The organism is Shewanella sp. SM29, assembly GCF_025654245.1.
In the GTDB taxonomy this organism is placed as follows: Bacteria; Pseudomonadota; Gammaproteobacteria; order Enterobacterales; family Shewanellaceae; genus Shewanella; species Shewanella oncorhynchi.
Window position 1 is genome coordinate 26,121 of sequence record NZ_JAKKRN010000017.1, and the last position, 22,870, is coordinate 48,990.

At 49.1% G+C, this 22,870-nt stretch carries 21 protein-coding genes; all 21 read right to left on the reverse strand.

Annotated elements, in window-relative coordinates; translation table 11 throughout:
• Positions 1–7: 7 nt before the first annotated feature.
• The 21 genes from L5L77_RS13085 to L5L77_RS13185 all read right to left on the reverse strand — a co-directional run bounded on the left by L5L77_RS13085 (position 8) and on the right by L5L77_RS13185 (position 22,812).
• On the reverse strand, positions 8–772 hold the full coding sequence (locus tag L5L77_RS13085) for a DUF3261 domain-containing protein (RefSeq protein WP_263185231.1): 765 nt from the start codon (positions 770–772) through the stop codon (positions 8–10).
• 4 nt (positions 773–776) lie between these two features.
• Positions 777–2,066: an NAD(P)/FAD-dependent oxidoreductase gene (locus tag L5L77_RS13090; protein WP_263185230.1), complete on the reverse strand. Its 1,290-nt coding sequence runs from the start codon at positions 2,064–2,066 to the stop codon at positions 777–779.
• Positions 2,067–2,089: 23 nt separating this feature from the next.
• Entirely contained in the window at positions 2,090–4,531 is a 2,442-nt protein-coding gene (locus tag L5L77_RS13095) for an MMPL family transporter (RefSeq protein ID WP_263222892.1), read from the reverse strand.
• A 2-nt stretch (positions 4,532–4,533) separates the two neighbouring features.
• On the reverse strand, positions 4,534–5,319 hold the full coding sequence (locus L5L77_RS13100) for an outer membrane lipoprotein carrier protein LolA (protein ID WP_263185228.1): 786 nt from the start codon (positions 5,317–5,319) through the stop codon (positions 4,534–4,536).
• On the reverse strand, positions 5,319–5,750 hold the full coding sequence (locus L5L77_RS13105) for an acyl-CoA thioesterase (RefSeq protein ID WP_168826507.1): 432 nt from the start codon (positions 5,748–5,750) through the stop codon (positions 5,319–5,321). Before L5L77_RS13105 ends, L5L77_RS13100 begins: the two co-directional genes overlap by 1 nt.
• Positions 5,747–7,321, reverse strand: a complete 1,575-nt coding sequence (hutH, locus tag L5L77_RS13110; RefSeq protein WP_263222894.1) for a histidine ammonia-lyase — start codon at positions 7,319–7,321, stop codon at positions 5,747–5,749. Before hutH ends, L5L77_RS13105 begins: the two co-directional genes overlap by 4 nt.
• Positions 7,318–9,186, reverse strand: a complete 1,869-nt coding sequence (locus tag L5L77_RS13115) for a glycosyltransferase family 2 protein (protein WP_263222895.1) — start codon at positions 9,184–9,186, stop codon at positions 7,318–7,320. The genes hutH and L5L77_RS13115 overlap by 4 nt, the downstream gene beginning before the upstream one ends.
• Entirely contained in the window at positions 9,180–9,566 is a 387-nt protein-coding gene (locus tag L5L77_RS13120; protein ID WP_173242763.1) for a thioester dehydrase, read from the reverse strand. Before L5L77_RS13120 ends, L5L77_RS13115 begins: the two co-directional genes overlap by 7 nt.
• Positions 9,559–10,923: an AMP-binding protein gene (locus L5L77_RS13125; protein ID WP_113941116.1), complete on the reverse strand. Its 1,365-nt coding sequence runs from the start codon at positions 10,921–10,923 to the stop codon at positions 9,559–9,561. The genes L5L77_RS13120 and L5L77_RS13125 overlap by 8 nt, the downstream gene beginning before the upstream one ends.
• The gene (locus tag L5L77_RS13130; protein ID WP_263140735.1) at positions 10,920–11,468 is read right to left on the reverse strand and encodes a hypothetical protein; all 549 of its coding nucleotides are present in this window, start codon (positions 11,466–11,468) and stop codon (positions 10,920–10,922) included. The genes L5L77_RS13125 and L5L77_RS13130 overlap by 4 nt, the downstream gene beginning before the upstream one ends.
• Complete coding sequence (locus tag L5L77_RS13135; protein WP_011787696.1) at positions 11,468–11,716, reverse strand: acyl carrier protein; 249 nt, start codon at positions 11,714–11,716, stop codon at positions 11,468–11,470. The genes L5L77_RS13130 and L5L77_RS13135 overlap by 1 nt, the downstream gene beginning before the upstream one ends.
• 9 nt (positions 11,717–11,725) lie before the next feature.
• Positions 11,726–11,980: a phosphopantetheine-binding protein gene (locus L5L77_RS13140; RefSeq protein ID WP_113941114.1), complete on the reverse strand. Its 255-nt coding sequence runs from the start codon at positions 11,978–11,980 to the stop codon at positions 11,726–11,728.
• Positions 11,964–12,839 (reverse strand): lysophospholipid acyltransferase family protein, encoded by an 876-nt coding sequence (locus L5L77_RS13145; RefSeq protein WP_173242769.1) that lies wholly within the window; start codon positions 12,837–12,839, stop codon positions 11,964–11,966. The genes L5L77_RS13140 and L5L77_RS13145 overlap by 17 nt, the downstream gene beginning before the upstream one ends.
• A complete protein-coding gene (locus tag L5L77_RS13150; RefSeq protein WP_263222896.1) occupies positions 12,832–13,569 on the reverse strand; it encodes a beta-ketoacyl synthase chain length factor in 738 nt (245 codons plus the stop codon). Before L5L77_RS13150 ends, L5L77_RS13145 begins: the two co-directional genes overlap by 8 nt.
• A 337-nt stretch (positions 13,570–13,906) precedes the next feature.
• Entirely contained in the window at positions 13,907–14,803 is an 897-nt protein-coding gene (locus tag L5L77_RS13155; RefSeq protein WP_219255063.1) for a DUF3014 domain-containing protein, read from the reverse strand.
• Between the two features lie 203 nt (positions 14,804–15,006).
• The gene (gene recG, locus L5L77_RS13160) at positions 15,007–17,082 is read right to left on the reverse strand and encodes an ATP-dependent DNA helicase RecG (RefSeq protein ID WP_263222899.1); all 2,076 of its coding nucleotides are present in this window, start codon (positions 17,080–17,082) and stop codon (positions 15,007–15,009) included.
• Positions 17,083–17,273: 191 nt separating this feature from the next.
• A complete protein-coding gene (locus L5L77_RS13165) occupies positions 17,274–17,870 on the reverse strand; it encodes a DNA-binding response regulator (RefSeq protein ID WP_113941110.1) in 597 nt (198 codons plus the stop codon).
• Positions 17,870–18,949, reverse strand: a complete 1,080-nt coding sequence (locus tag L5L77_RS13170) for a sensor histidine kinase (RefSeq protein ID WP_263185220.1) — start codon at positions 18,947–18,949, stop codon at positions 17,870–17,872. Before L5L77_RS13170 ends, L5L77_RS13165 begins: the two co-directional genes overlap by 1 nt.
• Before the next feature lie 118 nt (positions 18,950–19,067).
• Positions 19,068–19,772, reverse strand: coding sequence for a hypothetical protein (locus L5L77_RS13175; RefSeq protein WP_263185219.1), 705 nt, complete (start codon positions 19,770–19,772; stop codon positions 19,068–19,070).
• 249 nt (positions 19,773–20,021) lie between these two features.
• Complete coding sequence (locus tag L5L77_RS13180) at positions 20,022–20,966, reverse strand: calcium/sodium antiporter (protein ID WP_105251158.1); 945 nt, start codon at positions 20,964–20,966, stop codon at positions 20,022–20,024.
• Positions 20,967–21,147: 181 nt separating this feature from the next.
• Positions 21,148–22,812, reverse strand: coding sequence for an AMP-binding protein (locus L5L77_RS13185; protein WP_168826527.1), 1,665 nt, complete (start codon positions 22,810–22,812; stop codon positions 21,148–21,150).
• Between the last annotated feature and the right edge of the window lie 58 nt (positions 22,813–22,870).

Here is a 22,870-nt window from a genome sequence, read left to right on the forward strand (position 1 = left end):
TAACAGATTAAATAGGTTCGATTTCTAGCTCAAATTTAGCTTGTGGCATAGTTAAGCTGATGTGGGCTTGCCAAAGAGCATCGCCGATATTTTGCTGATAACGGATTTGCACCACATGGGTTTGCTGGCCGCTTTTACTGATCAAGGTATCTTGACTATAGATCTGGCGACAGGGGATTGTATTCACTCGGGTGCCTTCAAGCGTATCGCCCTGATTTCCCCCAATCGTATCGCAAAGACCTGTGACTAAATGACCACCTTCTAAATGGGCGCGAATGCTCTGCTCAGGCCAATAGATCAGTTGCATCATCGCCATTAAGTACTCAGCTTTAAAATTGTCCCCTAGCAGCACGCTTTGTTCACTGCTGAGTGTATTACCATCATAAACTAAGGTAAACAAAGCCTGTCCGAGTGGCGCTAAGCCAACGAGTGTCATGCGCTCATTCTCTAACTCTAATTGAGTGAGCAGCTCGTGGGATTTATCACCCACTTTAATGCTGACCTTTTGGCTAAAGGACTGGGGTGAGGATACGCCCGTTTTGCTCTCGGTTTGCTGGCTGCTAATGTCGGCGGGTTTGGCCGTCGGTTTAATCAGAGGCTTATCGGCTGCGGGGGCAAAATCATGGGGCAGTGGCGCCAAGCAATAACGCATGTCTTTAGCGAGGCCGACACAGGTTTGCCTGAACAGCAGTTCGCTACATCCCGTCAGCCCTAGACTGATGATCAGTAGCGCGGGGAACACTCGCCATTTCGCGTCAAAGTTAAGCGACATGCGGTTACGCCTCTGCAAATTCAGGAATGGAAACTTGGTTTTGGCACAATTCGACCACCATATTCAGGCGGCGCTCCGAGTCTTTAACGAAGGGATTATTGAGGTCCCAAGCGTAGCCCGCCAGAATCGAGCAAATCATTTGCTTGATGCGTGGATTCGGTTCTTCATAGAAGATCACATCCTGAAAGCGGCCATCATACCAAGCTTGCACATAGGTGCGGAAGGTATTCACCCCCTGCATTAAAGGTGCTGAGTAATCGGTTTGCCAGTCAACCGTTTCGCCATTGAGTTGTTTGGTCACACATTTTGCGGCCATCGATGCCGATTGCATGGCGATAGTGACGCCGGAGGAAAATACCGGATCAAGGAACTCGCCGGCATTACCCAGTAGGGCGAACTTGTCGGTCGCAAGCCGTGACACATTGGCTGAATAGCCCTTGAGCGTGGCGCATTCTTGCACCACCTTAGCGTTTGCCAGTAGGGCTTTTAGTCCTGGTTCTTCATTGACTATGCTCATCAATTGTTGCTCAAGCGAACCTTGTAAACGCGCAAGTAATTGCGGTTCTGCCACTACGCCGAGTGAACAACGGCCATTGCTAAAGGGAATGAGCCAATACCAAATGTCTTTATGCTCAGGGTGGACGCTGATTAAAATCTTATTACGATCGAAACTGGGATCGCTGATGTTATCTTCCACATGGGTGAAGATGGCGCTTCGCTGTGGTAGGCAAGACGGACTTTCTAAGTCGAGCAAGCGGGGTAACACACGGCCAAAACCACTGGCATCAAGTACATATTGGGCGCTGATTTGATAAAGCTCGCCCTGTTCATTGCGCACCATTAAGCATGGATTCTCGGTTAAATCTATCGCCTCGACGGTTTCGCCGTAGCGGATGTCGACCCCTTGGCTTTGGGCTGTATCGGCTAACAGTTTATCAAAACTGGCGCGCTGCACTTGGAATGTGGTGCCCGGTCCTGGGGTAAATTTATCGGTAAAATCGAAGGTAGTATAAGTGCCATTGCGACGAAAGGCTGCGCCATTTTTATGTTGGAATCCGGCGGCATTGAGTGCGTCTAACATGCCGGCTTCTTCGATGAATTGCATGCAGCAGGGCAGTAAACTTTCACCGATGGAAAAACGGGGGAAATGTTGTTTTTCTAACACCAGCACGCGCTTGCCTTGTTGGTGTAGCAAGCTGGCGGCAATGGCGCCTGAAGGTCCTGCGCCGATAATAGCCACATCGACGGCAAGTGAATTTGGCATAGCCGATAAATCGTGAGCGGGTGTAGGCATGTAAAGTACGTTCCTTGTCGTTATCAGGACTTTTTAGTCGTTAAAATCAGTGGCGAAAGTAAAAAGGTTAAACCTATACCTAGCGACAGGGTTAAACCAAAATAATGAATCGCTTGGGTCTGGCTAAAGGCGAGTAAACCAAAGGCTAATAGGGTCGAGCAGGCGGACATAAATACCGCCATCATCACTGCCTTGCCGTGGTTTTGAGCAGAGGCAAAGAACAAGCTGTAGTCTATCCCAATTCCGAAAACTAAAATGAGCGCGAGTGCATGGAACAGACTCAGCGGCGAGCCCGTTAAGCCTAAGGTTGCAAGCGTTAGCAAGGCCGCAAGGGCTGGAACGGCAACGACAACCGCGGCTTTTTTAATGCCAAAATTCAGGCTAAACAACAAGAGTGCGATACCGAGTGCGAGCGCTAACAGCTTTAGGGTTAACAGTCGGTAATGGCCCATGACGGCGGAGATATCCGCGACTTTATCGATAAGTTGTACGCTTTCATCATGGGCAAAGCGCGCCTTGATCGCGTCGATCTGCTGAATGCCGCCAAGCAAGACAATGGCACCATGCTCAGCGCTCGCGCCGCCATCATTTAGCGCGTCATAGTTGGTGGCCTTGCCATTTGGTGCTAGCCACAGCGGTGCGAGTTGCTTGCCTGCCTCTAGCTTAAAGAAATCTGCTGGGGCGATATATTGCTCTTTAGCTGCTAAGTAGCTTGCTTGCAACTCTGGCTTTAAGTTCTCATCCAACCCAAGGCTTGTGAGCACAGTATCTATCTGAGTTTGATAAATTTCACCCTGTAAGCGATAAGCCGTGTCTTGCCTTTGATGGCTGGGAATATATCGGCTGAGGCTGACGTAGTTGCCTAACTCTTGGTTCGCAATAGCGGCATCGAGCAGTGGCGACACTCGCTCAAGCTGTTGTAGTAGTGCTTCTTGACTCGCGGCGCGTACCAGTAAGAATTGATTATCTGTGCCGCCGCTGAGTAGCTGCCTGAGCTGATTTTCAGGTTCAGTCACGCTCGCAGGGCTTTGCTGCAAATGGCGAATATCGTCATCGACGGTTAACTTGGTTACGCCAACCAGACACCACATCACTATCACTAAAGCAAACATGCTCATGCCTAAAGGTGAGGTCAATCGGTTGGATAACTGAGTGAGGTTGGCAAGGTACTTCCCCGCTAACGCTAATGGGCGGGAGCCCGATGGCAAACGACTTCCCGCTAACAGTGGGTAGGCGAGAATGAGGGTGAGATAAGCCCCGAGCAGCCCCGCGGCGCAGAAAATCGCCACTTGCTGCATTCCTGGAAACGGCGCTAAACCTATGCCCACATAAGCTAAGGCACTGGTGATAAAGGCAAGCGTCACAGTGGGGAAGATATACGCGACCGTCGCCTTTGCGTTGCGCTCGGTATCGCTTAAGCGCTCGCAGTAAAAATGAAAGCTGTAGTCGATGGCAATGCCAATCAAGCTAGTACCAAACACTAAGGTGAGTAAATGCAGCTCGCCAAACACGCTTAAGGTAAAAGTTACGGCCAGCAACAGTCCGCTGGAAATGGTAACGATTGCCAACAGTAGTGGCATCACAGAGCGAAACGCCAGCCAGACTAAAGCTATTACCCCAAGTAAGGATGCAAGACCGAGAATCGAGATTTCACTCTTAGCCGTTTGGGTCGCCGCAATCGCGTGAAACAGGGCACCAGCCTTAAGCAGGGTAATATCGGGATAGCTTTGTTTAACCGCATCCAATCCTAGGGTTAATGCCGTCATCTGCGCCAATTGCGCATTGGGATTAAAAGCGCTTTCTCGCCCTTTTGCCATAACAACAGCTGCAACATGATCGCCTTGATTAGCCAGCAGAATACCTTGGCTGACCCTGACTTTTGAACTCGGCGCGAGGGAGAGTAAATTGGCGGGGAATAACAGCAGTGGATCTTGGACAAGCAAGTTGCTATTGGCGTAACTAAAGGCGTTGTAAAGCTGCGCTGTGGCCGCTTCAATCAGATTACCAATGTCTTTCGTTGCTAACGCCTCAGCTTGTGGCGCTGTCAGTAATTTAAATCTGTGGGGGAAATAATATTGCCCCAACGCTTCACCGAGCTGCATATCTGCGCTGCGAATATCTGTGAGTGCAGCATTTTTGCCAGTAGCAACAAGGTCAGTTTCAAGCTTTTGCATCAACAGCTTAGCCGCGGCTATTGCCGTGGTTTCATCCTTGGCGACAAGCGCAATATAGACTTGATCGGCGAGCGTGGCTTCAACTTGGTTAAGGGCGCGCTCTGTGAGTTTGTCCTGCTGTAAATGGGGCAGCATGGCGAGAATATCACTCTGCACCCTTGCGCCGTTTTGCCAGAGTTGCAACGTCCACAGACTGGCAGACAGCATCAATAGCAACCAAATGGCGAGGCGCCATTTAGGGGATGATTGTATTAGCGCTTGATTGGCGCGCGCGGTGAAATTGGCGGCCATGGTTAAGGTTTATTCGCCTCTATCGCCACAGCATACTGCGTCAATTCGGTTTCGCTGAGTTTACCTTGGGAAAGCGCACTAAAGTCGATGCGGGTCATATCCTGTTGTGCCACACTCGGCGCCGCGCTCAGCAGCACTAAGGATTGCAACACATCGCTCCCCTCTAACACCATATTGGCGATGGCTTTTTTCATTAAGGGATCTTTGGGCGTTAGGCCTAATTGCCATTGGCCGTCTGTGCTCAACCTGTCTGCGATGAGGAAATGCAGTTCGAAGTTCTCACTTAAACCGGAAATATCACCGCCGAGCATAGCGCGCACTAGGCTGGGTAATAAATCGCCTATCGCGGCAGCGCTCGCCGAGGCATCGGCTTTGCTGACTTGGACTCGACCTTGGCTATCGCGCTGAATAAGCTGCTTATCTTTTAAAATCAGCAGGGATTCGAAGGGCTTTATCTGCTGCCAAATCAGCCCTTGGGTCTGATCGAAGATAAACTGACCTTGGCTGATTAACGGCTTTTTGAGCACCTTTAGTTGCCGAGATTGTACAAACTGGCCTCGCACCGTTTCGCCCAAGTTAAGCTTTTGGCTTAAGGCCACAAGCTGCGCGGTATCCGCACTTTGGCTAAAGAGTGTTTGATAAACACCGGGCTCAGCTAAGGTTTCTGCTTTGAGTGGCAGGGTTATCAAAGCACAAGCCAAACCGCAAGTAAGGCTGAGGAATAATGCACACTTCGCCAGCACAGGATTCTTCGTCAGCGCAGAGCTCTTGGCGAGTACTGAATTCATTAGTCTTCCACCTTAGCGAGCAGGGTGGCGATTTTGTCACGGAACACCTCTGGGGTGACAAAACACAATTCTTGGGTGCTCATGTCGACTGCTGCCTGAATGGTATAACCCTTAGTGATGCGCGCACCCGTTTCAACGTCGCGAATTTGATAATTGATTTTTAAGCGGTTTTCCCACTCGACTAACTCGGCGCGCACTGTGATTTTTTGCTCGAAGGTGCTGGCTTTGACGTATTTAATCTGCAAATCGATAATAGGCCACGCATAGTTAGATGCTTGCATTTGGCGGTAGTTATAGCCCAGCTCATCGAGCAGTTTGCAGCGAGCAACCTCGAAATAACGCAGGTAATTGCCATGCCAAGTGATCCCCATGGAATCCACATCGTGGAAGGGGATTTGCATTTCCATATCGATAGTGAGCAATGATTTCATCGGCACACTTCCCATTCACCCGCTTGGATTTTAGCTATGGTTTGGCGCAGCACGGCTTCAAGCGGTCGGTCTTCGATTAAGGTCTCAAAATCACCGCGCACTTGGGCGAGGGTTTTCGCCAATGAAGGGGTGAGCGAGGCTTCGTCTAGTTCATTTTGGGCGATACGCAGACCAATACCTTGAGTCATGGCGAGCAGAGCTGCCGCCGCGACTTGTTCGGTCAATTGCAGCACGCGCATACAGTCGCGGGCAGCAATAGTGCCCATGCTCACCTTGTCTTGGTTGTGGCATTCGGTCGAGCGTGAGAACACGCTGGCGGGCATAGTGTGCTTGAGCGCTTCTGCTGTCCACGCTGATACGCCAATTTGCACCGCTTTAAAGCCATGATTAATTGCGCGGCGTGGGCCGGTTGAGCCGGATAAGTTAGCGGGTAAGCCATTATTAAACTTAGGGTCCATTACCAGTGCCATTTGGCGATCGATAAGATCGGCCAAGTTAGCCACAGTATTTTTCAGTGAATCCATCGCAAAGGCGATATGGCCGCCGTAAAAATGGCCACCGTGGAGAATGTGCTCGCCTTCGCCGTCGACAATCGGGTTGTCGTTGGCGCTGTTGACTTCGGTTTCGATAAACTGACGCATAAACGGCAGCGCATCCTGCAACACGCCGATAATGTGCGGTGCGCAGCGGATGGAATATCTGTCCTGCAGCCTGTCCGAATTGCGCGGATGTTCGTGGTGATTTAAATCTTCCCGTATCCAAGTGGCGATTTGGTTTTGCCCCAGATGCGGTTTAGCGGCAAATAAGATTTCATCAAAATGGTTCGAGTTGCCCTTCAGCGTCAACGAAGCCATAGCGGTAATGCGGCTACTTAAGCGGGCAAGATATTGGGCGCGATCGAAGGCTAAACAGGCCAAGGCCGTCATTACAGCCGTGCCGTTCATCAGGGCTAAGCCTTCTTTTGGCCGCAGGACATGCGGGGTGATGTTGAGCTTTGTGTACACAGCTTGAGTCGCTTGGCGTTCACCTTGGTAGATTACTTCGCGCTCACCGACTAATACGGCGGCTAAATACGACAGCGGTGTTAAGTCACCGCTGGCGCCGACCGAACCTTCTTCTGGGATTACAGGGACTATGTTGAGATTGAGCAAAGTTTCGATGCGCTTTAATAGTTCATAGGTCACGCCAGATTTGCCAATAGCTAAGGAGTTTAAACGGCAAGCCATCACAGCGCGGGCCTGCATTATGCTTAAGGTCTCGCCTAAACCGCAGCCGTGGAAGCGGGTTAAATGCAGTGGTAATTCGTGGACCAGATCTAAGCTCACATTGACTGTGCAAGAGTCGCCATAACCAGTTGTTACACCATAAACCACGCCTTCTTCGTGCAGCAGGCTATCGATAAAGCGCGCACCTTTTTGAATGTATTCTTGATAATCCGCATCGTCACAGAGCTTGACTGGTGCGCCCTTGGCGACGGCAACCACTTGTTCTAAGGTAAGAAATTGACGGCCGAACTCAACAGTCTTTAAGTCTGATTGATTCTTTGAGTCGGCGGCTTGGGTGTGGCTCATGAATGACTAGTCCTGTCTGTCTTATGATCCTGCTCTGGGATCTGCGGTGATGTTGACTCTGCTGTTACAGCATCGGCTTGTACTGAATTGGCTGATACGCGTCCTAACTCGCTGTCTTTACGCCAAAAATCGAAGAAGTTAAACCATTGCAAAGGCTCGCGTCTGGCAAAGTATTCTAAACGTTCGCTGTAGCGATTTACCGCCTGCTGTAATCTGTCCATTCTGCCCGGCCTTGGGCCTTTAAGTGTTTCGGCGAAGTGCTCTAAATGCACCCGATAACGGCCCTGTTCCCGCAGGCAAAACATTAAAAACACAGGGCAATCGAGTAAGCCTGCCAAAATAAACGGCCCTTGGGGAAACGCTGCATCTTGCCCCATAAACGGCGCGTACATGACGCGACCTTGGGTATTCGGCGAGGTTCTATCGCCCGCGATCACCACCAGTTCACCGTCTTCTATTTTTTGCTGCAACAGCATAGACGTCGCGGGGTTAAGCTCGGTCACTTGAATAAGATTAAGCGTGCTATCAGGGTTTAACTGCTTAAGTACCTTATTGAAATTTTCAGCATGGCTAGTTAACACCATGACGTTTACTTTGACCTTGCGCTGGTGGATGGAAATGGCGCGGCAGAGTTCTAAATTGCCAAGGTGCGACACCAATAACACCGCGCCTTTACCGCTTTCGAGCTGGTCGGCCAGCACTTGGCGATCGGGGAAATCCACTTGGCTCAATTGGATGCGATCGCACCATGCATCGATTCTATCGAGAGCGGCATTGCCAAAGGCTAAAAAGTGATTCAGGCTATCGCGCCAGCCTATGGGCTGATTGAGCTTAGGATGTTGCGGCTCAAGCGTTTGCACGCGGCGCAGGAAATCTAACGAGGCTTCGCGGGTGACTTTGCCCGTGAGAAAGAAATAGCAAATCACAGGATACATGATGGCGCGGCACAACCAATGGCCGCCAATACGATAGCTCTCGGCTAACAGTTTGATGCCCCAGTAACTGCCGCGCTCCTTCATGCCCGACCAATGGGTGGCTGAAGTTGATGAAGTCGATTGTGTTGCTGACGAGCAATGGGAGTTTTGCGCGGCTTGTTGCTGTGATTTACGCTTCAATAGCCAAGGCAGGCGTTTGAGCATGCCGAAAAATAACTTGGTATGCAGTTTAGTGATGCGCACATTGTCGGCCACACCTTGAAAGTGACTAACACCACCTTCGGGATAAATCACCTTAGTCGGCTGGAATAAAATTTCCACCCCTTGCCAGTAGAGTTTGACGAGGATTTCAATATCAAAATCCATTCGTTCCGTTAATGCTTGCTGGCACAGTAATCGCTCGGTGGCGGCGAGGGGATAAACGCGAAAGCCACACATAGAATCTTTAATATCAAAGCTTAATGTTTCGACCCACACCCAAAAATGGGTGATATAACGGCCATAGAGCCTGCCCTTAGGCACGGATTCATCGTACTCGGGTTTGCCTGAAATCAGCGCATCGGGTTTAGCCTGCGCCCTTGCTACCATAGCTGGAATATCGGCCAGATTGTGTTGACCATCGGCATCGACCTGCAGTGCATGACTAAAGCCATCGTGGTAGGCTCGGCGTAGGCCCGTCATCACAGCAGCGCCTTTACCACGGTTGTAAGGATGCAGCAGCAAAGTCACCCAAGGATAGGTTTGGGCTAAGGATTGCAGTAGATAACGGGTTTCGTCATTGCTGCCATCATCAATCAAATAACAGGGCAGATTAAATTGGGCGAGTTCGGCCAAGGTCTGGGCAATTGCGGCACTGTGATTGTAATTGGGGATCACTAAGGCGAGCTTGATGGGCGCCGACTCAACTAAGTCGCTGGGAGGTGTTAGCACTGGCTCGCCCCATCGCTGCTGTTAACTGGCGAGATATCGAAGGCGATACGACCTGACGCGTAGCGGTTTTCACCATCGCTATAGGCGAAGGTGAGTTTTCCCTTAGCCGCATTGTTGCTAATGCTTAAGGTGACTTCTTGCCCCGGCAGTATGAGTTGCTGAAACTTAAGCACTTCTAAGTTGGCTACGGCTTCGCAATAGCCGAAATATTGGCAGCCTAAACGCACCGCCCAATCTAATTGTGTCACGCCCGGTAGCACGGCTTGCTCGGGAAAATGTCCCTTAAAAGATTCAAGGTCGGCCGCCACTAACAGACGTAATTCAATGTTATCCATGCCGATATTGGAATGCAGGATCGGCGGTAAACTCGATTTAATCATGATCAAATAACTCGACTAACTGGGCAGTGACACGCTTACCCTGAGTGTTCAGCGGCAAAATATCGGGATAACGCCAGCGGCGTGGCAGGGTGACTCGCTCAAATTGCGTCAGTAAATGTGCTTTTAACGCATTGTTGATACTGAGTTTTCCCTGCTCTTGATGCACACTGCGGCCAAGCGCGGAGAGGGTCACGACCGCGCCCAGTTGGGATTTAAACTGCGGCAATACGACAAGTGCGGCTTGCTCAACATAGGCGTGACTGCCTAACAGCGTTTCCATTTGCGCCAGTGACAGGCGTTTCTCTTCAATCTTAACGATGCGATCGAGTCGGCCCTTGAGCCTAAACTGGCCATTTTCGGTTGGTTCGATTTTATCTTCGCAGCGCAACCATTCATCGTCGGCTAAATAAGGTGATTTAAGCAGCAAGGCTCCGTCGCTAGGATCTTGATCTATCGATATTCTGTCAAACACTTGCCAAGGTTCATCGGCCTCATGCTGACGGCGATAGGCGATGCCGCCCGTTTCTGTGCTACCAAAAATCTCGATGGGCAAATGGCCATAGCATTGGCTGATCCCCTGAGCCGCTGCAAAACTTAAGGGCCCGCCGGAGCTAAACACTAAGCTGGGTGAGCGCAGCTGCCGCTCGTGCTCTAAGGCCTTAGGTAAACGCGATAACTGGGCAGGGCTACTGATCAAACACAGGTTTGGCAGTAAGGCGGTGTAATAGCTTAAGGTTTCTGGGTATTCAATCTGCTCGCTTAAAAATGGCCGACTGGCGGCGAGTGGCCACAAAATCTTGAATAACAGGCCATAGATATGCTGGTGGGAAACCGTTGAAACCACACTGCAATGGGGTAAATGTTCGGCAAAGGTATGTTCGAGCACTGAGACTTCAACGTCTAATTGCTGAAGTGTTTTACGGATCGCCTTAGGTTCGCCACTGCTGCCGGAGGTAAATAGCACAAGTTCGCCGATAGCCTCGCTCGCCGGCCAAGGCTTGCTCGGTAGGCTCAGCTCTTTTCTCAGTAGAATAAAGGCCTGACTTTCACACAATGGCTTGTCCGACAATATGCCTTCAAACTGGTGGGTTAATTCGCTCAGCGTGCCCGTTTGGGTGTTGGCTGGTAAGATAATTTCCTTGCCTGCTAACAGCGCCGCACATAAACCGACAGCAAACAGATCGCTGGTATCACTCGCGAGCAGCCATTTTTTCTCTGGCGCGGCCAGCAGTTGCTCATAAAAATACGCCACCTGATTGGTAAATAATGCACCTGTGACTATGTCGTGGTGATTAAAGCTGATCAGTTGTTGGGCAAAGGGCCCTTGGGTTAACCAGTTTTTGAGTAGCTGTGTCATGTTTTCTTCAACCAAAAGCTGCGATATAACCATTCCCCACCGAGGAGCAGTCCCATGAGTACGTATGCAATCAAACCGTTATACAAGGTCCAGGTTGCTAAGCTAGTAAAGCCAGCGGTGTAAGCCGCCATAGTGCCATTGAAGATAAATAAGCCGCACCAAAGTAGCGTGACTTTTTTAAGATACCCAGTGGCTTCATCCGGTAAATCGGGTTCTTTCAAACGGGCTAAACGTTCGATCATGCTAGGGCCAGTGTGCAGTGAATAACTGAACAGCGCCAGCATAGTGAGATTTATCACTACTGGGTAATACAGCAGCCAATCACTGCGCTTGGCAAGATAACTGCCTGCCGTGAGCACAATCCCCACCAATAGTGGTAAAACTAATGTCTTAACCCTTTGCTTTTGTAGCATTAGCCGCATTATCAGCAATAAACACAGCACGAGCGCTATGGTGCCAGCAGGCAAGTAACTGAGCCCTAAATACACGGCAACGGGGTAGGCCAGCAAAGTTAGGGCGGTTAAGACCTGTAGCAAGGCTCGCATTAGGTTTTAACTAAACCTTCGATAGCATTAATCACATCGTTGATTGTGCGAACTGATTTAAATTCATCGGGTTGGATCTTTTTACCTGTCAGTTGCTGCAGTTTTATCACTAAGTCGACTGCATCAATACTGTCGAGATCGAGCTCTTCATACAGGTTGGCCTCAGGCGTAATCGCCTCGGCATCAATTTCGAATTCGTCCACTAAAATAGTGGTCAGCATAGCGAGGATTTGTTCACGATTTTGCATATTCCTCTCCTATGGACGCTGTGATTCGATAAAGCGAGCTAAGCTGGCAACACTGTGGAAATGGGCCTTAGTGGCATCCGAATTGGCTTCGATTTTGACATCAAATTTTTTCTTGATGGCTAAGCCGAGCTCGAGGGCGTCGATAGAATCTAAGCCTAAACCTTCGCCAAATAGCGGTGCATCGGTTTGGATATCATCAATGCTGACGTCTTCTAGATCGAGACAGTCGATGATTAACTGCTTTATTTCATTGTTTAAGTTCATAATTATTTTCGAGTTGTTGTTTATAGTAATGTTCAAGATCCCGCGTCAGCTGCCGGGCCATTTTTGCATGCTCACCTAAAGCCGCTTGGTACTTCTGGTAAGAAACGATTGTGCCGATTTCAACGGCCATTCCCATGGTTTGCCTTGGGATTTCATACCAAGGTTGCTCCTTTGTCAAACCACGCACATTGGTACGTAGCACCACAGGTAAAATATCCGCTTCGGCCCTTAAGGCTATATTGGCAGCGCCGCGGGCAAAGTGGTTAATGGTCGCACCGACCACCGTACGCGTGCCCTCGGGGAAGATAATTAAATTGGTGCCTCTTGCGAGCACTTCGCGGCAATCCTCTAGCATGAGTTCGGCGCCGCGATTGGGAATATAACCCGCGCAGGACACCACACCACGCAAAAATGGATTACGCCACAAAGCTTGTTTGACTATGCAGCCCGCATTGGGCATGAGACTTATCAATACCACCACATCGACTAAACTGGGGTGGTTGGCAATGACGATAACGCCTCTGGCATCATGTAATTTTTGGGCATCGTGGCTGCTGACCTTAATCACACCTGCCCAAGTGAGCATGGCGACAAAGCCTTTGAACATTAAATGCACGGCCTTTTGTACCCGAATAATCCGCGCCTCTGGTGTGCCTGGCCAAAAACGCAGTAGTGGCAGAATGGTCAAGGAGCTTAATAAGCCGCCTAAGCCAAAGGCGATATAACAACTTACACCGCCTAGCCAACGTGGCACATAATTCAGCCCTTCGCGGCGAGTTTCCGGCAAGGTATAAGCGGCATTGAGCATTGAATCTTCATGGCCCTTAGCGGCGTCATGGCTGTGGGCTGCATCAAACATGCTCAAGTCTCCAATGCCATTGGGATAAGCAGCCTGAAATATTTTGCGCCGTTGCTAGGGCGTGGATAAATGCACCATAGGTCAGCGGATTTAAAGCTGTTGCCTTAGAAATGCGGCTCACCGTGAGCTTGGCCGAAGCGGGCGTATCGAAGGGCGCGAGCTGTAGGCCTAGGGCCAAAGGTAATTCAAATTCTTGGGTAAACTCATCGTACACAGGTGGCACTGGATCATCACCGAAGACTAATAACAATGGTTCTGGCGATTGATGTAATTGGGCGAAGGCTTCGACCATAGCTTGGGACAGGGTTTCTGTGCCCGCCGCAACTGAGGTTGAAGGCGCGGTATTGGCCGCCACTATGCCAAAAATGCCGCTGGCGGTGTTGTGCACCGACTGACTAAAACCTAAGGGCGATAAGGGCTGTTTGGCGATAATGTCTTCGAGCAGGCCAATGGTGCGCTGTAACTCTCCATGGCGCGAGGCAAAAATAGAGCGACAATTTGCAGGCATTTCGCACTGAAAACTCACCTCTAACATCATCTTAGTCAAGCGACTAAAACGGCGGCGCTGCATGGCGGGAATTTGTTTGAGTGCGGGAGCGGTGGTATCCGACTGTGGTGGCGTATCGAGATTGAGCTCAGCCGAACTCTCGCACCAAGTTTGCCAACTTTGATGGTACTGATATTGGGGGGCCCAAGCGCCCCAAGAGAGAATGCTGAATGTTAGTTGCACTACTTTGCCTCGACACTAAATTTAAGCTGTCTTAGTTATCCCTAACTAAGTTAGAACATTAATGGATTGCCATACCATAGTGAGGAGTATACGCGTTAGAAGAATGACGCTCGAAATGCCCTCTACAGCGTGGTCATTCTACACTATGCCCTTTCTTTTTATGAAGCCATTTGCATTGTGCGGGTTAACGGAATGGGATCAAGTGCTGTGATTTGCAGCGCTTATTCGACATTGAGTAACAAATATCGCAGTGGCTATCTGATTTCGCAGATGCTTTAACTTACAGGTTAAAATGAAAAAAGGCGCACTGAGCGCCTTTTGGCATGAGCTTGATAACCTATTGCGACAATTGATTCTCGATTTTACGCAGCGCTACTTTCAACTTGCGAGTATTTTCTGGACCCATACGGATCAACAGTTTTTGTGCACTGGGTAGTGCCTCTAAGTTAGGGTCAACGAATTGATAGTTAACGCTAATTGAATTCAGCTCAATCGGATCTTCAATAATAGGTGCTGCGAGTAACATTTTAATTGCTTGCAGCATTCTGTCGTTAAATTTGGCGTTGCTGTAGCCGAGTTCGGTAAAAGCTTCCTCTAGGAGCGGCGTCAGTTGCTTGTAAGTTGTGATTAAGCTCTGTTCGTCCATTTTGGCAATCGAGTCAACATAGGCATCGTATCTGTGGAAACCCTCAGGATTTAAATACACTTTGTTGGTGATTTCTGAGACTGAGAACAGCTTCTCTGGTCCTTTAAGTGGGCTAACTTTACGGGTTAATTCACCCTGAGCTAGGTTATCCACGAATACCACAAATTGGCGGACGAGATCTTGCTGCACTAACGAAGAACTCAGCACATTGTTATTGATCATGGCGAGAGCTTTTTGTTGCACAAATGCATCACTTTCAGCCAGCACAGGCACAGGTTCTACGACAACTTCAGGCTCTGCCACTGCAGTGGTTTCAGTGCTATTGGTGTTCGTTTCTGTAACGGCAGGCGTCGTCTCTGTGGTTTCAGGCTCTGGCGCACTTTCGAGCGTCATAGGTTCAGATGGCGGTGTTTCAGGCAATACAATAGGGGCGTTAGGGATGAGTTTAGGTGAGTCAGAATCACCGCTGTAGTAATAATATCCTCCGGCAGAAAGTAGCACGACGAGCACTATCGCAAAAAGCGCAAAGCGATTGCTGCTAGAAGAAGTCTCTTGAGGTGTTATTCTATCATCTTGATTAACTTGCATTTTACATCCTTCGCTTGAGTGTCAAGGTAACTTGGTGAATACATGCAGCTAACATTAAAGTGCAAGAGCGGGCTATTTGAAGGCCGCAGGTTCATTTTGCAAGTTTCCATGCGCTTGTCTATAGCGCTTAGCTGAACATAAACAATTTATTTCGAGTAAAGGCAGATGTTACGCCTCGTTCTTTACCCTTTAATATTTGCGGCCTAAGCCTGCACATAGTGCTGTCTGTGCCCGAGCCAACGTAAAATAATTGCATCGACCTTTTCGGGGGCTTGCGCCATTACATGGCTCGCTAATTTCTGAATGTGTGGGATCAAAGCTTGATCGCGCACCAGATCGGCAATTTTGAGCTCAGCCAGTCCCGTCTGCTTAGTGCCAAGCACTTCACCTGGGCCACGAATTTCTAAATCTTTCTGCGCTATGATGAAACCATCATTGCTTTGTCTGAGTACACTCAGTCTTTGGGTGGCGGTATGGCTCAACGGCGCCTTGTAGAGTAACACACAATGGCTTGCGATGGCGCCTCGACCGACTCGTCCGCGCAGTTGATGTAGTTGTGCTAGACCTAAACGTTCAGGGTTTTCAATGATCATCAGGCTGGCATTAGGCACGTCGACGCCCACTTCAATCACGGTTGTCGCTACCAGTAGATGAATAATGCCTGCCTTAAAGTCGGCCATGATTTGCTGTTTCTCGGCGCTCTTCAATCTGCCATGAACTAGGCCAATATTGAGCTCGGGCAGGGCGAGGCGCAGTTCTTCGGCTGTGTCTTCGGCGGCTTGGCATTCGAGCACTTCGGATTCTTCAATCAGAGTACATACCCAATAGGCCTGACGTTGGTCGCTGATGACAGCGTTGTGGACCCGTTCAAGCACTTCGTTACGGCGTAAATCTGCAATCGCCACAGTGGTCACTGGAGTTCGCCCCGGCGGCAGTTCATCGATAATGGACGTGTCGAGATCTGCATAGGCCGTCATCGCCAGCGTGCGGGGAATAGGTGTGGCTGTCATGATCAATTGATGCGGGTGGAAACCTTGGTTCACGCCCTTTTCCCGCAGGCCTAAGCGTTGGTGTACGCCGAATCTGTGTTGCTCATCGATAATAATTAACGCGAGTTTGCTAAAGACTACATGCTGCTGGAAGATGGCATGGGTGCCAATCACCATCTGGGCTGCGCCAGATTCAATATCCGCAAGGGATTGGGTTCTGGCCTTGCCTTTAAGTTTTCCCGCCAGCCAACCTACCTTAAGTCCGAGTGGCTCAAACCAAGCGGCAAAGTTAGTTGCATGTTGCTCGGCCAATAACTCGGTCGGTGCCATCATGGCAACTTGATAACCGTTTTCAATCGCTTGTAATGCCGCCATCGCCGCGACTAAGGTTTTGCCAGAGCCAACATCCCCTTGCACTAAGCGCATCATAGGGTGCGGTTTTTCTAAATCTTTGCCTATATCAGCCACGACTCTTTGCTGGGCGCCAGTCGGCTTAAAGGGCAAAGCCGCGAGGAAGGGATTGAGCAACTGCCCCGTGGCCTGCATGGTGACAGCGGCATCTAAATTACTGCGCTGCCTTAGGCGTAACATGCTGAGATTGTGGGCGAGTAATTCTTCCTGCACGAGTCGTTGCTGGGCTGGGTGTTGACCTAGCTCTAAATCGAACTGAGAGATCCCCGCAGGAGGGCGATGTAGCGTCTGTAGCGCTTGTTTAAGGCTGATGTTATTAGGTTGCAATTGTGGTGGCAGAAGTTCAGTTAAGCCACCCTCTTCTAGCAATACCAAGGCTTGCTCGGTCAGCTTTAGCCAACTCGCCTGTTTTAAGCCCTCAGTCGTGGGATAAATCGGCGTTAGGGTATCACTCAGATGAACATCTTCACCGGGATAGACGACTTTATATTCTGGATGCACTATCTCAGCTTGATGACTACCACGGCGCACTTCACCATAGGCGCGGATCATCAAACCATTTTGCATGGCATTACGCTGAGCAACGGAAAAGTTAAAGAAGCGCAGACTTAAGCTGCCCGTATCGTCGCGCACATTGCAGACCAGCATGCGCTTGCGGCCTTGGATGATTTGTGTCGATTGGATTTCAGCTTCTATAGTGCCATAACCGCCTAGGCTGAGGGCGGCAATGGGATAGATTTGGGTTCTATCTTCGTAGCGCAGGGGTAAGTGAAACAGCAGATCTTGTACTGTTGTGATGCCGAGCTTTGCGAGTTTCTCCGCGACCTTTTTGGCGACGCCTTTGAGGTCGGTGATCGGAACAAGATCCAATTGCTGCAAGTCGTTAGCACTCAATCACTGTGAATTTATACATATATTAACAGAGAATAAGCGTAAGGCAATCTCAAGGGGAATTAGGGTGTTATCAAATTTTGTTTGGAAGCATAGCTAATATCCTTCTGTGGCCTTAAGACCACAAAATTGTTGATAAGATATCGTTAGGCTGAAAGCGTGGTTAACTGTGAGTGTTATTACAACCAGCCTTTTTGCTTGGCAATGCGGGCTGCATCGATTCGATTACTGGCATTGAGCTTGGCTATGGCTTCTGAGAGGTAGTTGCGAACAGTCCCTTCGGCGATAAAAAGAGTTTCGGCGATGTCGGAGGTGGATTTGCCTTCGCTAGCGAGGCGAAGAGCGCGGCGTTCTTTGTCGTTGAGCGGGTCGACATCGCCAATCGCCATCATGGCAAGTTCAGGATCGATCACTCGTTTTCCCGCCATCACTTGTTGAATCGCGTTGACTAAGGTTTCCGAGGGCGCATCTTTAAGCAAAAAGCCGCCCACACCCGCTTCGATGGCACGTTTTATATAGCCTGCACGGCCGAAGGTGGTAATGACCACTATCTTGGTTTGGCTATGTTGCTCCTTTAACCATGTAGCCAGCTCTAAGCCTGTGCGGCCGGGCATTTCGATATCCGTTAGCAAGAGATCAAAGCTTTGCTGTTTGAGTAAGCTTAGAGCTTCGTCGCCGTCACTCGCTTGGGTGATACTAAAACCCCCTGCAAGCGTAAGGAGTGCGGCGAGTGCTCCTCGCACCATAGCTTGATCTTCCGCCAATAAAATCTTCATTAATGTGTTGCTCCCTGCAAAGGTAAACTGACGGTAAATCTATATCCCTGTTCGAGATTATAGCTCAAGCTGCCGCCTAAACTGTCGAGACGCTCGCGTATACCAGTGAGGCCATTACCTTCTATAAAAGGTTTGGCCGCGGCATTGTCTTTGACTTCGAGCAGCAGGCGGTCTGATTGCTTAGAAAAGTGGATAGAGCATTCACTTGCACCGCTATGGCGAAGAATATTATTAATGAGTTCGGTGAGGATCAAACTCAGTTGGCTTTCTGTGCTTGCACCTAGCTTGGGTAGCTCACCACTGAGCTCGACACTTAAGCCTTTATCCCTTAAGGATTTACAAAGCTGCGTCACGCAACTCTCTAGGCCCTTGTGTTTGTAGTCTGACACTGTGTGGCGGATCTGGCTTAAACTTTCCCTCGCAATTTGTCCTAGCTCAATCAGTTGGGTTGATGCGAGTTCATATTCTTGTTTTGCGATAAGTTTTTCGGCTAGCTCAGCCTTAAGGGCGATGGAAGATAGGCTATGCCCCATAATGTCGTGTAGATCCCGCGCGATACGTTCACGCTCAAGCATAGTGGCCAAGGTGGCAATTTCTTGGGCACTTTGCTGTTCTTTCAATTTATGCCGATAACGTCTGCGTTCGGCGACACCAAACATGCCCACGCCGAGCACTAATCCCGAGCCGTAAAGCGGAAAGTAGTAACTGTTAAAGTGGTAAATCTCATTGAGGGCAAACAGCAGGCTGATGAGGGCTGCAATAGCCAACAGACAGGTCCGGAGAGGATAAAAAAAGCCAATGAAGAAGGCGGCAAAGGTAAATAGCGAGATAGAGCCTGGGTTGATTGGTGTGATCGCTATTGCTATTGCCACCATAATGAGAATGGGCAGATAGGCGCTACGGCTATTGCACTTATAGGTCCAAAAATAACTGGCAATAAAAGGGATTAACACGGCAAAACTGAGGGCGATTTTCCAGCTTGGATAGGGATTTATGGCAAGTGGGATCAGATAAAACACTAAGTTTATCAAATACACCCAAGCAAGTTTTCGTTCGAGCTGAAGGGGAGTGCTTATCATGATGCCTCTGTGTCACTGAGTTGGTTGTTGAATGCCCACCGATGGCATCTGTTTTAATTTATTCTTTTTAGGGATTGGCGCTATCGTCAGCGCCATAGATCCCCGTTAACAACTTTGTCTATTTTGCACTTAATTGCTGATTTTGTTGAAGCAAAAATTTTGCCCAACCATAATCTGCTTGTACTTTGGTCGCTTGTTGCCAATCTTCAATCGCGCCTTGGCTATCGCCTAATTCCTGTTTAGCGAGCCCGCGCCACGTGTAGGCTTCGGCTTCACCCCAGCAAATGTTGTCGCAAGGCTGGGCGAATCTTTCTATGGCCGTAGTGGCTAAGGTCTTAGCATTTTGCATGCTGCCGCCAAATATGGCTGGCGTGTTATAGGCTGCGATGGCTTTAACAAGTGCTACCCGTGGATTTTGTGGTTCTAATTGTTCGGCACTGGTAATCGCCTTGGCGGATTTCATACTGAGCGTTGCACCTTTGCTATTGTCTAAGGCGATTTGCATGCCATAAACCGACGATAACAGCGCGAGGGATTCTGCATTCGCTTGGCTGGTTTCGAGTGCTTCTAATGTGGTTTGCGCTGTAGTCAGTGCGCTGCTAGCGAGCGTTTTCTGCCCCATTACATTGGCACTGATGGCTAAGCGATAGTTCGCATAGGCTTTATCATAATCTTGAGTGCTACCGCTCAGTTGTTGTAATTGCGTTAGATTCATCGCATTCGAGGCCGCGTCTACATTGGTGATGTTAGTGTTTGATGGTGTTGCTGCAAACGAGTGAGTACTGATAAGCAAAAAGCTGGAGGCGAGGAGTAATGTTTTCATGGTATTTCCTTATTGAGTGAGTTTCCCAATGTTTGGGTACGGGCTCATTATCAGAAATTCGATAGAAGAAGTGCAGACACAAAGGTCATGGCTTTGGCATGACAAATGTCATCAGTTGAGTTGTGTGCTTATATTTTTTATGAGGTGTGCTTTAAAGAAGGTGCGTGATGAATAAAGGACTGCAATACCTAGAGAGCAAAACACCGGAGAGGCTCCGGTGTTTTTTTATCGTAAATGAGCAGCTAAGTGTTATACCACAGCTTGAGTGCTCGCTTGGTTTATTAGGTAGCCCAAGTAACCTAAGTAGCACAGTAGTAATACTGAACCTTCGCGGCGGCCAATACGAAATCCTGTCCAAGCGAAAGGTAAAATCATGATGGCAAATGCCAACATCACGATGAAATCAAAGGGTTGGAAGCCAAGTGATGATACTGGCTGTACTATTGCAGTAATACCTAAAATACCCAAAATATTGAATATGTTAGAACCGACAACGTTACCTATGGCTATGTCACTCTGACCTTTCAGTGCCGCGAGAACAGAAGTTACTAACTCTGGCATACTGGTACCAATCGCCACGATCGTTAAGCCGATAATGACTTCACTGATACCGAAGGTCTTGGCTAAATCTACTGCGCCGTTGACAAACAAAATACCGCCACCGACTAACATACCAATACCGACTAAGATAAATAGGGCTGAAAGTAGCGGATTATTTGGACCTGCTTCAATCTCTTCCTCTTCATTACCATTTTTCGAGCTGATGTAACTAAAGGCTAAATAACCGAACAGTAGTGACAGCAATATCACACCGTCAATTAGGCTGAGCTCGCCATCTAACAAGAGTGCCCAGAACAACATAGAAGCCAATATCATCAAAGGGATATCACGCTTTACGACTTGAGATTGCACTTGAATAGGGCGGATAAGTGCGGTGATGGCTAAAATCAAACCTATGTTAGCAATGTTAGAGCCAATAACGTTACCTAAGGCGATACCGCTGTTTCCTGCTAGAGCAGACTTTACACTCACAGCCAGTTCTGGTGCGCTAGTACCAAAGGCTACAATAGTTAAGCCTATGATAAGTGGCGTAATACCTAAACGTAGAGCGATTGAACTCGCGCCACGAACTAGGGCTTCAGCGCCTAAGGTTAAAATAATAAAACCGCCAATAATCGATAGTGTAATTAGCATCGTTAGACTCTGTTAAACCTAATATTGAATGGAAAAGTACAAGGGAATTGCCCCTTGGCCGACTGGCGTACATGATACGTGGTTTTATCGGATTTTGACAGAATATGTCATAAAAAAGCACACCCTAGGCGTGCTTAGTTTTAGCTGATGACCATACTCGCCAACAGATTGTTTGGCCTAGTTATTTTTGAGTTAATTCATCTTCCCAGCGGACTTGGGCGCCACGAATGCCGTCAACTCGTTCGCTAAAGGCTTTTTCAAGCACATGGCGTTTGATTTTGAGGGTAGGCGTGAGCGCATCATTCTCAATCGTCCAAGGATCACTGACCACGACAATCGCATCGACATGTTCGTGTGACTCTAAGTGCGGATTAACGCTATCGAGTGTCGCTTTGAGTGAGGTGCGGACTTCTTCACGGGCTTGTAGATTGGCCCCTTCGGATAACTGCACTAGTGCGACGGGATGTGGCAGACCAGAGCCAATCACACAAATCAGTTCAACATGGGGATCCTGCGCCAATTTACGTTCGATAGGCACGGGTGCTACATATTTGCCCTTGGCGGTTTTAAAGTTGTCTTTCACTCGGCCAGTAATAGTGACACAACCATCGGCATCAATTGAGCACAGATCGCCTGTGTGGAAGAAACCATCGGCGTCGAAGGCTGCTGCAGTAGCTTCAGGCTGCAGATAATAAGCTGTCATTAATCCCGGACTCTTGAGCAGTAGCTCACCATCCTCGCCTTGGCGGATCTGGCAATCCTCAACTGGGCGGCCAACAGTACCAATTTTACGCGCATCAAAAGGATAGTTGATGATCGAATAGGCACAGTTTTCTGTCATACCCCAAGCTTCGCAGATATTAAGACCAATACTGTGATACCAGTGGATCAGTGATGGCGGAATAGGCGCCGAGCCAGAGCCGAGTAGACGACAATGGTTCAAGCCTAAACCCTTATGGATTTTGTATTTCACAAAGCTGCTAAGCAGTGGGATTTTCAGCAATAGATTAAGTTTACTGACCCCAATTTTGTCGATAATGTTTTTCTGAAACAGGCTCCATAACCGTGGTACCGAGAAGAATACCGTTGGTTTTGCCCGTTGAACATCGACAACGAAGGAGTCGAGACTTTCAACGAAAGCCACCACACTACCTGAGTAGAAGGATGAGCCTTCAATCGCAACGCGCTCTGTGATGTGGGCTAAGGGTAAATAGGATAAAAGTCTATCGTCGCCATCGGTGCGCAGGTCACGGACGACCGCTTGGCAAGTCCAGCCATAGCTGGCGAAGGTTTGAATCGCGCCCTTAGGTTGGCCAGTCGAGCCAGAGGTATAGATGAGTGTCATCACTTGATCTGGAGTCGGCAGCGGGGCATTAATTAAGGGGTAGCCTAGCTTAAGTAATTGTTCCCATTGATATTGTGCTGGCATCGTATCATAGGGCATGGCAAGGCGTAGTAGCTCGCCGCCGACACCGGCTTCTTGGTCAGCCCAATGGTCAAGCTTGCCGAGAAAAATGGCTTTTGCGCCACTGTGTTGCAGCACATAGCGAATAGTATCTGTGTTGGCGGTAGGGTAAATAGGTACGCTGACATAGCCGCCGTGCATCAACGCGAGGTCGGTGATAAACCATTCGGCACAGTTTTTAGAGAGAACGGCAATTTTATCACCACGCTCTAAGCCTAAGTGATGTAAGGCTCCGGCAAGTTGTTGAACTTTTTCTTGAACTTCAGCCCAAGTAAAATCAAGGAATTGACCCTTGATCGGTTGGCGTAAATAGACTTGGTCCCCCTGAGTATTAGCCCAGTGCGCCAGCATTTCAATTGGCGTCTTAATCGCTGTATCCATTGGCAATTCCCTGTTATTTATTGTTCTTTTGGCTGTACCCAGTATGGCGAGTTTTGTG